Annotated in this window: 10 protein-coding genes; 7 read left to right on the forward strand and 3 right to left on the reverse strand. The window is 74.8% G+C overall.

All coding sequences use genetic code 11. From position 1 onward, the window contains the following. The first annotated feature begins 313 nt into the window (after positions 1-313). A complete protein-coding gene (locus ABD437_RS09930) occupies positions 314-1612 on the forward strand; it encodes a citrate synthase (RefSeq protein ID WP_344648475.1) in 1299 nt (432 codons plus the stop codon). Positions 1613-1657: 45 nt separating this feature from the next. Here ABD437_RS09930 and ABD437_RS09935 read toward each other — a convergent pair whose 3' ends face one another. After that, positions 1658-2002 carry a VOC family protein gene (locus ABD437_RS09935; RefSeq protein WP_344648476.1) on the reverse strand — a complete coding sequence of 115 codons (345 nt, stop codon included), beginning with the start codon at positions 2000-2002 and terminating at the stop codon, positions 1658-1660. Between the two features lie 53 nt (positions 2003-2055). On the opposite strand from ABD437_RS09935, the gene ABD437_RS09940 reads away from it, so the two are divergent. Then, positions 2056-2982, forward strand: coding sequence for a helix-turn-helix transcriptional regulator (locus tag ABD437_RS09940; protein ID WP_344648477.1), 927 nt, complete (start codon positions 2056-2058; stop codon positions 2980-2982). Between the two features lie 53 nt (positions 2983-3035). Here the strand turns inward: ABD437_RS09940 and ABD437_RS09945 are convergent, their stop codons facing one another. Together ABD437_RS09945 and ABD437_RS09950 are read right to left on the reverse strand one after the other, a co-directional pair. Beyond that, entirely contained in the window at positions 3036-3710 is a 675-nt protein-coding gene (locus tag ABD437_RS09945; RefSeq protein ID WP_344648478.1) for a response regulator, read from the reverse strand. Next, complete coding sequence (locus tag ABD437_RS09950) at positions 3707-4840, reverse strand: sensor histidine kinase (RefSeq protein WP_344648479.1); 1134 nt, start codon at positions 4838-4840, stop codon at positions 3707-3709. The genes ABD437_RS09945 and ABD437_RS09950 overlap by 4 nt, the downstream gene beginning before the upstream one ends. 142 nt (positions 4841-4982) lie before the next feature. On the opposite strand from ABD437_RS09950, the gene ABD437_RS09955 reads away from it, so the two are divergent. The 5 genes from ABD437_RS09955 (at position 4983) to ABD437_RS09975 (ending at position 14602) form a co-directional block, all read left to right on the forward strand. Then, positions 4983-7133 carry an MMPL family transporter gene (locus ABD437_RS09955; RefSeq protein WP_344648480.1) on the forward strand — a complete coding sequence of 717 codons (2151 nt, stop codon included), beginning with the start codon at positions 4983-4985 and terminating at the stop codon, positions 7131-7133. 113 nt (positions 7134-7246) lie between these two features. After that, positions 7247-8143: an ABC transporter ATP-binding protein gene (locus ABD437_RS09960; RefSeq protein ID WP_425558127.1), complete on the forward strand. Its 897-nt coding sequence runs from the start codon at positions 7247-7249 to the stop codon at positions 8141-8143. Beyond that, entirely contained in the window at positions 8140-8799 is a 660-nt protein-coding gene (locus ABD437_RS09965) for an ABC transporter ATP-binding protein (RefSeq protein ID WP_344648481.1), read from the forward strand. Before ABD437_RS09960 ends, ABD437_RS09965 begins: the two co-directional genes overlap by 4 nt. Beyond that, the gene (locus ABD437_RS09970; protein WP_344648482.1) at positions 8796-11915 is read left to right on the forward strand and encodes a permease; all 3120 of its coding nucleotides are present in this window, start codon (positions 8796-8798) and stop codon (positions 11913-11915) included. Before ABD437_RS09965 ends, ABD437_RS09970 begins: the two co-directional genes overlap by 4 nt. Further along, complete coding sequence (locus ABD437_RS09975) at positions 11912-14602, forward strand: FtsX-like permease family protein (protein WP_344648483.1); 2691 nt, start codon at positions 11912-11914, stop codon at positions 14600-14602. The genes ABD437_RS09970 and ABD437_RS09975 overlap by 4 nt, the downstream gene beginning before the upstream one ends. Positions 14603-14638: the final 36 nt, after the last annotated feature.

Here is a 14638-nt window from a genome sequence, read left to right on the forward strand (position 1 = left end):
CGCCACGCGCCCTGTTCGCCGCACGCGCGTCGGGCATTCGTGGTAATCATCACCTCTGACGTCTGCCGTCCGGTTCCTCGGCGTGGTCGCGAGGGCGCTGCGCGTCGGTCCGTCATCTCACTGCTACGGAATGCTGCGGACATAGCGCACTGCCGTCCAGCAGGCGAGATGTCGCGAGTGTGACCTGTCCCGCACCCGAGTTGCGACTCACGGCTGTAACGATGGGTGGACACAGGACTCTCCGGCGAAACCCGTCCGGAACATGAGTCCGCGGCCGCGCACCCCTGCACGTCGACGATCCGGGAGGAAGAGCATGACCGATGAGCGCAAGGACGACTTCGTACTGCAGTACGGGGACGAAAGCCTGCCGCTGCCGGTGCGCGAAGCCTCTGAGGGCTCCGACGGCCTCGACATCGCCCCGCTGCTGAAGAACACCGGCAAGGTCACCCTCGACACCGGGTTCGTGAACACGGCGTCGTGCACGTCGGCGATCACGTACATCGACGGCGACGCCGGAATTCTGCGTTACCGCGGCTACCCGATCGAACAGCTGGCCGAGAAATCCTCGTTCCTCGAGGTCGCGCACCTGCTGATCCACGGTGAGCTGCCGACCGAGGCCGAGCTGACCTCGTTCACCGAGGACGTCAAGGAGCACACGCTCATCCGCGAGGAGATGCGTCGCTTCTTCGACGGGTTCCCGCGTGACGCGCACCCGATGGCCGTGCTGTCGTCGGGCGTCAGCGCGCTCTCGACGTTCTACCAGGACAGCCTGGACCCGTTCGACTCCGACCAGGTCGAGATCTCCACCGTGCGGCTGCTCGCGAAGCTGCCGACGATCGCGGCGCACTCGTACAAGAATTCGATCGGCCACCCCACGCTCTACCCGGACAACTCGCTCTCCTACGTGGAGAACTTCCTCCGGATGACGTTCGGGCTGCCGACCACGCCGTACGAGCCGAACCCGCTGCACGCCCGGGTGCTCGACATGCTGCTGGTGCTGCACGCCGACCACGAGCAGAACTGCTCCACGTCGACGGTGCGGCTGGTCGGTTCGAGCCAGGCGAACATGTTCGCCTCGGTGTCGGCCGGGGTGAACGCGCTCTTCGGGCCGCTGCACGGCGGCGCGAACGAGGCCGTGCTGAGCATGCTCAGCCGCATCAACGCCGACGGCGGTGACGTCGGGGCGTTCGTCAGCGCGGTGAAGGACCGCACCGCGGGCACCCGCCTGATGGGCTTCGGCCACCGCGTCTACCGCAACTACGACCCGCGGGCGACGATCGTCAAGAAGGCCGCGCGCGAGGTCATCGACGCGATGCCGAACCCGGACCCGATGCTCGACATCGCGCTGCAGCTCGAGGAGATCGCGCTCTCGGACGACTACTTCGTCGAGCGCAAGCTGTACCCGAACGTCGACTTCTACACCGGCCTGATCTACAAGGCGATGGGCTTCCCGACGCGGATGTTCACCGTGTTGTTCGCGCTCGGCCGGCTGCCGGGCTGGATCGCGCAGTGGCGCGAGATGATCAACGACCCGGCGACGAAGATCGGCCGTCCGCGGCAGGTCTACACCGGCGCGACCGAGCGCGACTACCTTTCGCTCTCGCAGCGCTGATCCACCGGGACCGGTGGGGCGGCTCCCGCCCCACCGGTCGGCCGGTCACCGGGTGAAGAAGTTGACCAGGTTGCCGTCGGGGTCGCGCAGCAGCAGCGACCGGTTGCCCCACGGCATCGTGGTGGGCGGCATGGCCACGTCGACGTCGACGAGCGTCGCGTGCAGCGCGTCGACGTCGTCGACCAGGAACTCGACGATGACCGACCGGTTGGTCGCCGGGGTCGCCAGCGGGACGGTGCGCTCGGCGCCGATGGCCAGCGTCGCCACCCCGGTGGTGATCGTGGCGAATTCCGGCGTGGCCCAGGACGCGGCCAGCCCGGTGGTCTTCTCGTAGAAGCCGACGAGGCGGGCGACGTCGGCGGTGATGATGCGGATCGACACGAAGTTCATACCCGCACGCTAGGAGCAATACCGGACAGGATCCGCCCGGTATCGTCGGCGTCGTGGCCCGGCCGACCGCTCGTGTGCTCTCGCTGCTCGAACTCCTCCAGTCCGGTGGGCTGCGTACCGTCGCGGAACTGGCCGACCGGCTCGACGTCGACGAGCGCACCGTCCGGCGGTACGTCCAGCACCTGGTCGACCTCGACGTGCCGGTCGAGTCGGTCCGCGGCCGCTACGGCGGGTACCGCCTGGCCCGCGGGCACCGGCTGCCGCCGCTGATGTTCAGCGAGGACGAGGCGCTCGCGGTGCTGCTGGGGCTGGCGACGGCACGCACGGCCGGCACCGCGCAGGAGACCGCGCGGGCCAAGCTGCGCCGGGTGCTCCCGGCCCCGCTGGCGCGGCGGCTGGACGCGGTGCTGGAGTCGGTGTCGTGGACGGCGCCGGTGGCCGCGCCGGCACCGGACAGCGAGGTGCTGCTCCCGCTGGCCGCCGCCGTCCGCGACCACCAGCCGGTCCGGCTCGACTACACCGCCGCCGACGGCCGGCGCGGCGACCGCACGTTCCACCCGCACGCGCTGGTCGTCCACAACGACCACTGGTACGTCACCGGCACCGACGCCGGGCAGGACCGGACGCTGCGCCTGGACCGGATCGGGAGCGTGCGCACGCTGCCCGGCACGTTCGAGCCCCCGGAGCCGCACGACCCGGCCGAGCGCCTGCTCCACCGGCTCGCGACCGTTCCCTACCGCCACCACGTCCGGCTGCGGGTCCGGGCCACCGCGGCGCGGGTCCGCGGCCGGCTCCCGGCCGGCCTCGCGATCGTCGAGGACCACGGCGACCACCTCGACGTCGAGCTGCGCGTCGAGAGCCTGGACTGGTTGCCCGCCGTCCTGGCGTCGCTCGACGCGCCGTTCACGATCGAGCAGCCGGCCGAACTGCGGGACCGGGTGGCCGCCTTCGCCGACCGCCTGCGCGAGTACGCGCGCTAGGGCCTGCTTCGCAGGTGCGGGCCGCCGTGGGCGGCCGGCCCGCGAAACGGGCCCTAGGTGAGGGCGTCGCCCGGTCGGACCAGGCCGCTCTGGTAGGCCACCACGACGAGCTGGGCGCGGTCGCGGGCGCCGAGCTTGGTCATCGCGCGGTTCACGTGGGTCTTCGCGGTCAGCGGTGACACCGTGAGGCGCGCGGCGATCTCCTCGTTGGACAGTCCGTGGGCCACCAGCACCAGGACTTCGCGCTCGCGGTCGGTGAGGTGACGCAGGCCGGGGTACTCGGTCGTCACCTCGGGGCGGCGCTGGGCGATGAAGCGCGCGACCAGGCCCCGGGTGGCGCGCGGGGAGAGCAGCGCCTCGCCGTCCGCGACCACCCGGATCGCCGCGACCAGGTCGTCCGGGTCGACGTTCTTCCCGAGGAACCCGCTGGCCCCGGCCTCCAGCGCGAGCACCACGTTGTCGTCCTCCTCGAACGTGGTGAGCACCAGCACCCGGACACCGGCCAGCCGGTCGTCCGCGCCGATGCGCCGGGTCGCCTCGATGCCGTCCATCGTGGGCATGCGCAGGTCCATCAGGACGACGTCGGCCATCGCGGAGTAGGCGAGGTCGACCGCGGCCCGGCCGTCGGCCGCCTCACCGACGACCTCGAGGCCGGGTTCGGCGTCGAGGATCATCCGGAACCCGGCCCGGATCAGCGCCTGGTCGTCGACCAGGAGCACCCGGATCACGCGGTCACCTCGGCGCGCAGCGGGAGCACCGCGCGCACCCGGAAGGATCCGTCCGGGGTGGGCCCGGTCTCGAGCGTGCCGGCGGCGGCGGTGGCCCGCTCGCGCATGCCGAGCAGGCCGAAGCCCGACCCCGTGGCGGCGGCCGGGCGGACCCGGTTGGTCACCGTGACCCGGACTTCGTCGGCGTCGAAGTCCACCGCCAGCGACGCCGAGCCGTCGCCGTAGCGGCGGGCGTTGGTGAGGGCCTCCTGCACGATCCGGAACGCGGTGATGTCGGTCATCGCCGGCAGCGCACGGTGTTCCCCGTGTGCGGTGTAGGACACCGCGAACCCCATCGCCCGCAGGTCGTCGAGCAGCACCGGCAACCGGTCCATCCCGGGCGTCGGCTCGGTGCTCGTCACCTCGTTCGGGTCACGCAGCACCCCGACCACCGACTGGATCTCGGTGAGCACGGTGTCGGCCGCCGACCGGATGTGCGTCAGCACCGGCCAGACCTGTTCCGGATCGGAGCGGAGCACGCGCGTCGCGGCGCCGGCCTGCACGGAGATCACCGCGATGTGGTGCGCGACCACGTCGTGCAGTTCGCGGGCGATCCGCAGCCGTTCGTCGATCACCCGCCGGCGCGCCTCCTCCTCGCGGGTGAGCTCGGCCTGCCGGGCGCGCTCGGTGACCTCGGCGATGTACGCGCGCCGCGACCGGACCGAGTCCCCGATCGCCGCGCCCCCGACGATCCACACCGGCACCGCGAACGAGTTCACGCCCCACCAGGTGTCGAAGTGCAGGATCAGGCCGGGGACGCACACCGCCGCCGACACCAGGGCCGCGTACCCCCACGGCCGCCGTCCGTCGAGCTCGAGCGCGACCGTGTACATCAGCACGCCCAGGCCGAGCGCGAGGCCCGGGAACAGGAACCCGGCGATCACCCCGCCGGACACCACGAGCGTGACGACCGTGAGCGCGGCCACCGGATAGCGGCGGCGCAGCAGGAGCGCACCGACGCCGATCACCGCGAGCGGTGCCCGCCAGGGCGGCTCGACGGTCTGCTCGGCCTGGAGGCTCAGGAACCCCATCGCCCCCGCCAGCAGCAGGTCGGTGAGGAGGGCCCGGTGCGCACGAACTCTCGACATCATCGAGGACCACGGTAAACGAGCAGGTCGCGGGCCACCTCGTCCGGACGTGGTAGCGGCGGCCGGCGTGGATACCGCAACGGTGGTACGGCCCGGCCTGCAACGGCACGACGACGCCGGGCGCCGCCGCGGCGATCGTCGATCCGTGGCTACTCTCCTCTACCGGCTGGGCCGGTTCTCCTATCGCCGCCGCGGCCGGACGACCGCGGCCTGGGCCGTGCTGCTGGTGCTGTTCGGCGTCGGCGCGGCGACGTTGTCGGGCCCCACCGACGAGGGTTTCTCGATCCCCGGCACCGAGTCGTCCCGGGCGATGGAGGTGATCGGCGAGAAGATGGGCACCGGGCCCGGGGACACCGCGTCGGCGAACGTCGTGTTCACCGGCGACGACCTGACGAGCGCCGGGCCCCGGGCCGCGATCGACGGCGCCGTCGCCGAGCTGCGGGCGCTGCCCGACGTCGCGGCGGTGTCGGACCTCGTCGTCGCGCCGGACCGGCGCACCGCGTACGCGACCGTCTCCTACGACGTGGCGCCCACCGAGCTGGCCGGCGACGCCCGCGAGCGGTTGCTCGACGCGGGTCGCTCGGCCGCGCCGGCCGGGCTCGGGGTGGAGTTCTCCGGATCGGCCGCCCAGGAGGCCGGCGAGGCCCCGGTCGGTGAGGTGCTCGGCGTCGCCGTCGCGGCGCTCGTGCTGGTGCTGACGTTCGGGTCGCTGGTGGCGGCCGGGCTGCCGCTGCTCACCGCGTTGATCGGGGTCGGGCTCGGGATGCTCGGCATCCAGGTCGCGACCGGGTTCGTCGACCTGAGCGCGACGACGTCGACGCTCGCGCTCATGCTGGGGCTCGCGGTCGGCATCGACTACGCGCTGTTCGTGCTCTCGCGTTACCGGCACGAGCGGCGCGCCGGCCGCTCCGGGGAGGACGCCGCGGGGCGCGCGATCGGCACCGCCGGTTCCGCCGTCGTGTTCGCCGGTCTCACCGTCGTCATCGCGCTCGCCGCGCTCTCGGTGGTCGGCATCTCGTTCCTGACGTCGATGGGGCTGGCCGCCGCCGCCACCGTGGCCGTCGCCGTCCTGATCAGCCTCACGCTCCTCCCGGCGCTGCTGGGCTTCGCCGGGGACCGGATCCTCCCCCGCCGCGCCCGGAACGCGCACCCGGCCGCCGGCCGGACGGGGCGGCGTCCGCTCGGGGAGCGGTGGGCGCGGTCGGTGGTCACGCACCGGGTCGGGGTGGTGCTGGCGGCCACCGGGCTGCTGGTGCTGACCGCGGTACCGGCGCTGGACCTGCGGCTCGCGCTGCCCGACGACGGCACCGCACCGGCGCAGTCCACCCAGCGCAAGGCCTACGACCAGCTCAGCGAGGGCTTCGGGGCCGGCTTCAACGGTCCGCTCGTCGTGCTGGTCGAGGCCGCACCGGGGCGCGCCGCGGCCGCCGCCGAGCAGGCCGCCGGGACCCTGCGCGGGCTCGACGACGTCGTCGCGGTCACCCCGCCCGCCGTCAACCCGGCCGGTGACACCGCGCTGCTCACCGTCGTCCCGGGCAGCGGCCCGGGTGCGGCCGCGACGACCGAGCTGGTCGAGACGATCCGCGACCGGCCCGCCCCGCCCGGCGCGACGCTGGCGGTGACCGGCCCGACCGCGCTCGGCATCGACGTCTCCGACCAGCTCACCGGCGCGCTCGTGCCGTACCTGACGGTCGTCGTCGGGCTCGCGTTCGTGCTGCTCATGCTGGTGTTCCGCAGCATCGCGGTGCCGCTCAAGGCCACGCTGGGGTTCCTGCTCTCGATCGCGGCCACGTTCGGCGCGACCGTCGCGGTGTTCCAGTGGGGCTGGTTGGCGGGGCTGCTCGGCGTCGAGGAGACCGCGCCGATCGTCAGCATCATGCCGATCTTCCTGATCGGCATCCTGTTCGGCCTGGCGATGGACTACGAGGTCTTCCTGGTCACCCGGGCCCGCGAGGAGTTCGTGCACGGCGCCACCCCGGACGAGGCCGTGATCAGCGGTGTCAGCCACGGCGCCCGGGTGGTCGGCGCGGCCGCGATCATCATGATCAGCGTCTTCGCCGGGTTCGTGCTCAGCGACGACGCGATCATCAAGTCGCTGGGGTTCGCGCTCGCGTTCGGCGTCGCCGTGGACGCGTTCGTCGTCCGGATGACGATCGTGCCCGCGGTGCTCTCGCTGCTCGGCCGGGCCGCCTGGTGGTTGCCGGGCTGGCTCGACCGTCGCCTCCCGGACGTCGACGTGGAGGGGGCCCGGCTCACCGTGGCCGAGGAACCCGCGCCGGTGGCGGTCCGGGTCTGAGCTCGCCCCGGCCGGGTGCTCTCCCCGGGGCACCCGGCCGGGGCGAGGGGGCGCGCGACGGGGTTTGGCGAGGGCCGTACTGTGAGCGCTGTCACCGGGGCCTGGAGGGTAGTTTGTCGCTGTCGCTTCCCGCTCCCGGGCCGAAGGCGCCGGAGTTCGGTGCGGACGCGTTGATCGTCTGCGAAAGCCTCGTCCGCATCTACCAGACCGGGCCGATCGAGGTGCAGGCCCTCCAGGGCCTCGACCTGCTCGTCCACCGCGGCGAGATGGTGGCGATCGTCGGCGCGTCCGGATCGGGTAAATCGACGCTGCTCTCGATCCTGGCCGGCATCGACGCCCCCACCGCCGGCCGCGCGCGGGTCGACACCTGGGACCTGCTCGCGATGACCCGCCGCGACCGGGTCGCCTACCGGCGGCACACCGTCGGGTTCGTCCGCCAGCAGACCGCCAGCAACCTGGTGCCGTATCTGACCGCACGGCAGATGGTGGACCTGCCGATGACCGCCGCCCGGGTCCCCGCCGCGAAACGCCGGGCCCGCAGCCTCGAACTGCTGGAAGCCCTCGGTGTCGGCGACCACGCCGACCGGCGGCCCGCCCAACTCTCCGGCGGCCAGCAACAACGCGTCGCGATCGCGGTGGCGCTGGCCAACCAACCCGAGGTGCTCCTCGCCGACGAACCCACCGGCGAACTGGACACCACCACCTCCGCCGAGGTATTCAGCGCCCTGCGCGAGGTCAACCGCGACCTCGGAGTGACCGTGGTGGTCGTCACCCACGACCCCACCGTCAGCGGACAGGTCGAACGGACCGTCGCCATCCGCGACGGACGCACCAGCAGCGAAGTACTCCGCCGCACCCACGGCGACGATCTGATCGCCGAGGAGTACGCCGTCATGGACCGCGCCGGACGCGTGCAGATCCCCCGCGACTACCGCCAGGCCCTCGCGCTCACCCGACGCGTCCGGCTGGCACTGGAAGCCGACCACGTCACGATCCGGCCCGACGCATGAGCCTGCTCACCGTCGCGGGTGTCCACCGCCACTTCGGGTCCGTGCACGCGCTGAACGACATCACGTTCGACGTTGAACCCGGCACCCTCGTCGCCCTCGTCGGACGGTCGGGCTCCGGCAAAACCACCCTCCTCAACGTCGTCGGCGGCCTCGACCGCCCCGACCACGGCACCGTGATCGTCGACGGCATCGACGTCACCGCCCTCAATGAGGACGGTCTTTCCCGGCTGCGCCGCGAGAAGGTCTCCTACATCTTCCAGACCTTCGGCCTGATCCCGGTGCTCTCCGCCGCCGAAAACATCGGAGTTCCGCTGCGGCTGGCCCGCACCGCACCGCCGGACCGCGAACGACGCGTCAACCTCCTGCTCGACCTCGTCGGACTCACCGACCACGCCCACCAACGCCCCACCGAACTCTCCGGCGGCCAACAACAACGCGTCGCCATCGCCCGCGCCCTGGCCGCCTCACCCCGCCTACTCATCGCCGACGAACCCACCGGCCAACTCGACGCCGACACCGGCCTGGCCGTCATGGCCCTCATCAAAGGCATCGTCGACACCGAAGGCGTCACCGCACTCGTCGCCACCCACGACCCCATCATGATGGCCCTCGCCGACCGCACCATCCACATCACCGACGGACACCTCACCACGTGACCGGCCTGCTCGCCCGACGCGCCCGGGCCCAGTGGGCTCTCCTGGTCTGCCTGCTCACCGTCCTGACGCTCGGCGGGACGCTGCTCGGCACGAGCGCGCTGCTGGTGACCCGCACCTCCGAACGGGCGGTCGAGGTGGCGGCGTCCCGGGCCGACCGGGCCGACGTGCAGGCGACGGCGTACACCGCGACGATCGCGGCGGCCGACACCCGCTCGGTCGCGGCCGACGCCGAGGCCGTGCTCACCGGCGCGACGGCCCCGTTCCGGGCGACGACGACCACGCGCGCGTCCGGGGTGATGCAGCGGCTCCCGGCCGCCTCCGACGAGAGCCGCGGCCGGCTCGGCGAGGCCTACCTCTCCGGTGTGGACAACCTGGAGGACACCGCCACCCTGGTGGGCGGCCGCTGGCCGCGGTCCGGCGCGGGCGAGGCGGTGCTGTTCGACCGCACCGCACGGCTGCTCGGGCTGGAGGTCGGCAGCGTCCTGCGGCTGGGCCCGCAGATCGGGCGGCAGACGGCGCGGCCGGTCGACCTCACGATCGTCGGGCTCGTCCGCCCGCGCCCGGACGCCGGGTGGGACCGCGACCCGCTCGGCGGTGAGGGGTTCGACCCCACGCCCGCGGACGTGCGCTACGCCCCCGAGGTCAACGCCTACGGCCCGGTGCTGGTGACGCTCGACGACCTGCTCTCCGGCGGTCCGTCGCTCGACCGGCTGGAGGTGACCGCGCGCCCGGACCTGTCCGCGCCGGCCGGGCGCGATCTGGACGGCCTGTCGCGGTCACTGCTCGGCGCCGACCGCCGGCTCTCCGGCACCGTCGGCGACCGCGTCCAGTACGTGCGGGTCACCTCGCCGATCCCCGACCTGATCCTCGACCTCCGCCGCCAGCAACAGCTGGTCGCCGGGTCGGTGCTCGCGTTCGCGCTGATCGGTGTGCTGCTCACCGCGATCGCGCTGGCGCTGGCCGGGCGGCTGGCCACCGGCGTGCGTGCCGAGGAGGGCGAGCTGCTGACCGCGCTCGGCACCAGCCCCGGGCAGCTGGCCACGCTCGCGACGGTCGAAGCGGCCGTGCTCGCGCTGCTCGCGGCGGCGATCTCGATCCCGGCGTCGTCGCTGCTGCACGCGGGCCTGACCCAGGCGCCACCGCTCTCCGACGCCGGGCTCCCCACGTCGCCGCTGGTGACGTTCGCGCAGGTGGCCGCCGTGGTCGTCGGGGCGCTGACGCTCGCGGTGCTGCACGTGGTCCTCGCGGTGCGGCGCGCACCGGACAGCGGCGACCGGCGCACCCGCCGCGAGCTGCTCGCCCGCTCCGGCGCCGACGTGCTGCTCGGCGTGCTGGCCGCGGTCGGCTGGTGGCAGCTGCGGGCGCAGTCGGCGGCCGCGGACACCCGGGCCGACGTCGTGCGGGTGCTCGCGCCGGCGCTGGTGCTGGTGGCGTGCGTCGCGCTCGCGCTCCGGCTGCTGCCACCGGCGCTGCGCGGGGCCGAACGCCTGGCCGAGCGGGCCCGCGGTCTGGTGGTGCCGCTGGCGGCGTTCCAGGCCGCGCGCAGGCCGCAGGCGTTCGCGGCCGGCCTGCTGATCGGGCTGGCCTGCGCCGCGGCGACGTTCGGGACGGCCTTTGGGGCCACCTGGACGGCGTCGCAGCACGATCAGGCCGACCTGTCGGTGGGCACCGACCTCGCGGTCGCGCTGACCGAACCACCCACGCCCGCCGAGGCGGCCCGCCTGCGTGCCGTCACCGGGGGGACGGTCAGCCCGGTCGCGGCACGCAACGTCACCGTCGGCCAGTTCCTCGGCGGCCCCGGGGACGCTCCCCGGCTGGTCGCGCTGGACACCCGGCGCGCCGACGCGGTGGTCCGGGGACGCACGGGCGGGCACTGGGACGGGCTGCGACCGGCGTCGCCGTCCACCGGGCCGGAGCTGCCCGAGGGCGCGACGCTGACGGTCACCGGCACCGCCACCGACGGCCCGATCACCGTCACGCCCCGGCTGGCGCTCGAGGACTCCACCGGCACGCGGACCAGCTGCGACGGACCGCCGGTGCCGCTCGACGGCCGCGGGCACGCGGTGCCCGGCTGCGCGCCGCTGGCCGGCCTGCGCCTGGTCGCGGTGTCGCTGCCGCTCACCGGGTACCCGCAGCGGGGACCGCTGAGCACGATCGAGGCCACCGTGCGCCTGTCCGGCGGCGACTTCCCCGCGCCGTGGCGGATGGGGGTGGCCGCGCCGAACTTCGGCCAGGTCTCGGGGACCTCACTCACCACCGCCGGCCCCGAGCTCCGCCTGCGCGCGATCGTGAACTTCACCGACCCGCACGAACTGAGCCGCACGCTGGTGACCACCGGGTTCCCGGAGCCGGGGCCGGTGCCGCTGGCCGTCTCCGACCGGTTCGCGCGTGCCGTCGACGCGCGCCCCGGAACCGAGCTGAACCTGTCGTACGGGACGACCCCGGTCACGGCCGTGGTCACCCGGGTCGTGTCGCGGGTGCCGTCCGAGCCGGGCGCCGCGGCCGCGCTGGCCGACGTCGACGCGCTGTCGCGGGCCCTGATCGCGCGCGGCGACCTCGACTCGCACGTGACGGCCTGGTGGGTGGGCGATCCGCGGGCCGGCGCGCCGGACGCGGTCGCGCGACTGCACCTCGGTGAGGTCACCACGCGGGCGGCGGAGACCGAGCGGTTGTCCAGCGGCCCGCTCCGGGCCTCGCTCCCGGCCGTGCTGCGCGTGCTCGTCGTCGCCTCGGTGCTGTTGCTGCTCGGCGGCGTGGTGCTGCACGTGGCCTACGACGTCGGGCTGCGTGCCCTGGAGGTGGCCCGGCTGCGCGGGCTGGGCGTCTCCCGGCGCGACATCCGCTCCGCGCTGCTGCTCGAGCACGCCGGTGTGCTGCTTCCGGTGCTGCTCGCGGGCGCGCTCGTCGGCGCGGCCACGACGCTGGCGGTCGCGCCGCTGATGATCCGCTCCGACACCGGGGCGGCGCCGGTGCCGCCGGTGGCCGGCCACTGGCCGTGGCTCGGTCTCGGCGGTCTGCTGACGCTGCTCGTCGTCGGGTCCGGGCTGGCGGTGGCCGCGGTGGTCACCGTGCAGGCCCGCCGCGCCGACGCCGCTCACCTGCGGGTGGCCTCGTGAGGCGGCCCGCCGCGCTCGTGCCCGCGGTGCACTGGCCGAGCGTCCGGGGCCGCGCCCGGGCCGACCGCGGACCGCTGGCCCTGGTCGCGGCCGTCGTGCTGGTCGTGACGCTGCTCGCGGCCGCGGTGCCGCCGCTGCTGCGTGCCACCGCCGACGAGGCCGCCCGCGACGCGATCCGGCGCGCCGGCCCGGAGGCCGCCGTGCTCGTCGACGCCGCCTGGGAGGAGGGCTACGGCCCGAACGGCGGGCGCCTGCGCGACGACGACCTCGCCGACGACCTCACCGACGTCCAGCGGGTCGCGGTGGAGCAGCTCGACCCGGAGCTGCGCGACGCGCTGCGCTCGCCGGTCACCGTCGTCTCCGGGGTCTCGCTGCTGGTCACCGACGGCAGCGTCCAGCGGCGCTTCCAGCTCAACTACGTCGAGGACGACCACGGCGGGCCGGCCGTGACCTGGGTCGCCGGGCGCGCGCCGGGCAAGACCGTGGACGGCGACGTCGAGGCCCCGTACGCCGGGCCGCCGTGGGAGGCGCAGGTCGGCCTGTCGGAGGCCGACGCGGCCGCGCTGAAGGTGCGCCCCGGCGACCACCTCGCGCTCAAGGACGAGCAGCGCAACCCGTACAACGTGCTGGTCAGCGGCATCTTCACGCCGGTCGACCCGGGTGACCCGGCCTGGGAGCTCGTCCCCTGGGTGCTGCGGCCCACCGCGGGGCTGGACGGGGCGGGCAGCACCCGGCTCGGCGGCCTGCTCTCGCCCGAGTCGCTGCCCGACGGCCGGCTCGCGCTGCTGCCCGACCAGCTGCGCCGCACGGTCGTCTTCCAGCCCGACCCGGACGCGCTCACCTGGGCGTCCGCGCAGCGCCTGGCCGGCGCCGTCACCGCGCTCAAGGCCAACTCCGGCGCGTCGGCGCAGAGCGACTCGACGCTGAAGTTCGAGACGCAGCTCGACGCCGTGCTGCGCGACGTGCGCGCCCAGGTGAACGCCGCGCAGGCCCAGGCGTCCGTGCTGCTGATCGCGGTGCTGACCGGGGCGGTGCTGGTGGTGCTGCTCGCGGCCGAGCTGCTCGCCCGGCGCCGGTCGCAGGCGCTGGCCGCGGCGCGTGAACGCGGCGCGTCGCTGCCCGGCATCGCGCTGGAGCTGGGGCTGGAAGCGGCGGCGGTGACGCTGCCCGCGGCCGCGGTCGGCCTTCTGCTGTCGCTGGTGCTCGCCGGGGGCGCGGCCGTCTCCGGTGCGCTCGTCGTCGGCCTGGCCGCGCTCCTCGCCGGGCCGGCGTTCGGGACGTCGGTGGCGGCCAGGGCCACCCGCGACCGGCGGGCGCCGGCGAACCGGGCCGCGCGCCGCTGGCAGGAACGCACCCGTCAGCTGCGCCGGGCGGTGGTCGACGTCGCGTTCGTGGCCGCGGCGGCCGGCGCGGTCGTGGCGTTGCGTCAGCGCGGGGTGGAGGGCGGGTCGTTCGCCACCGCCGCGCCCGCGCTGGGGGTGCTCGCCGGTTCGTTGCTGCTGCTGCGGGTGCTGCCGCTCGGCACCGGGCTGGCGCTGCGCCGGTCGCTGCGTTCGCGGTGGCCGCTGGCGGTGTTCGGGGCGGCGCGGGCGGCGGCCACCGCCACCCGGGCGCTGCCGCTGCTGGTGCTGGTGACGACCACCGCGCTCGTCACGTTCGCGCTCACCCTCGACGTGACCGCGGCCCGGGGCACGGTGGACGGGGCGTGGCGCACGGTCGGGGCCGATGCCCGCCTCGACGTGGCGGCCGGCGCGACCGCGTCGACGGCGCGGGTCGCGGCCCGGATCGCCGCCGCGCCCGGCGTCACCGCGGTGGCGACGGCGCAGATCGACGACGGCGTGCGGGTGATCGCCGGGGGTGACCAGACCACGCCGAGCCTGGCGGTCCTCGACGCGCCGGCGTTCGCCCGGCTGCTGGCGGGCAACCCGCTGCCGGACGCGCCCGACCTGGCCCGCCTGCGCGGCACCGGCCGGATCCCGGCGCTGGTGCGCTCGGCCGACGGCAGCCTGCGTCCCGGCATGACCGTGCAGCTGGTCCGGCCGGGCACGACGCCGCTGGACCTCGAGGCGGTCGGGGTGGCGCCGGCGATCAACGGCGAGGAGAACGTGATCGTGCTGGACGCGCGGACGGCGCCGCAGCCGTTCGCGCCGAACACGGTGTGGGCGAACGGGCCCGGTGCGGCGCGGGCGATGGCCGGCGCCGAGGGGTACGTGTCCACCCAGGACGCCGTGCTCTCCGACCGCCGGTCGGCGCCGCTGAGCGCCGGGATGACGCGGCTGGAGCGGGGCGCCGCGGCCACGCTGCTGGTGCTCGGGCTGCTCGGCTTCGCGCTGGCCGCCGCGGCCAGCGCGCCGGAGCGGTGGGTGACGCTGGCGCGTCTGCGCACGCTGGGCCTGCGGCCCCGGGACACCCACCGCGTCGCGGCGGCCGAGCTGGTGCCGCCGGTGCTGGTGGCGATCGGGTTCGGGCCGCTGCTGGGGCTGCTGCTGGTGGAGCTGACGTTCGGCGCGCTGGCCCTGCGCAGCCTCACCGGCCAGCCCGAGGACCCGTCCACGGTGGTGCCGTGGTGGGTCTTCGGGCTCGCGGCGGTGGTGCTGCTCACCGCGCTGGTGGGCGTGGTGGCCGCGGAGGCGAGGGCGCGCCGCTCCCGCGGGCTCGGCGAGGTGCTGCGCGTGGGCGGCTCCTAGGCCGTGTCCGGCGAATCGGTGCTCGGCGGCGCCTGA

Source organism: Cryptosporangium japonicum, assembly GCF_039524755.1.
Taxonomy (GTDB): Bacteria; Actinomycetota; Actinomycetes; order Mycobacteriales; family Cryptosporangiaceae; genus Cryptosporangium; species Cryptosporangium japonicum.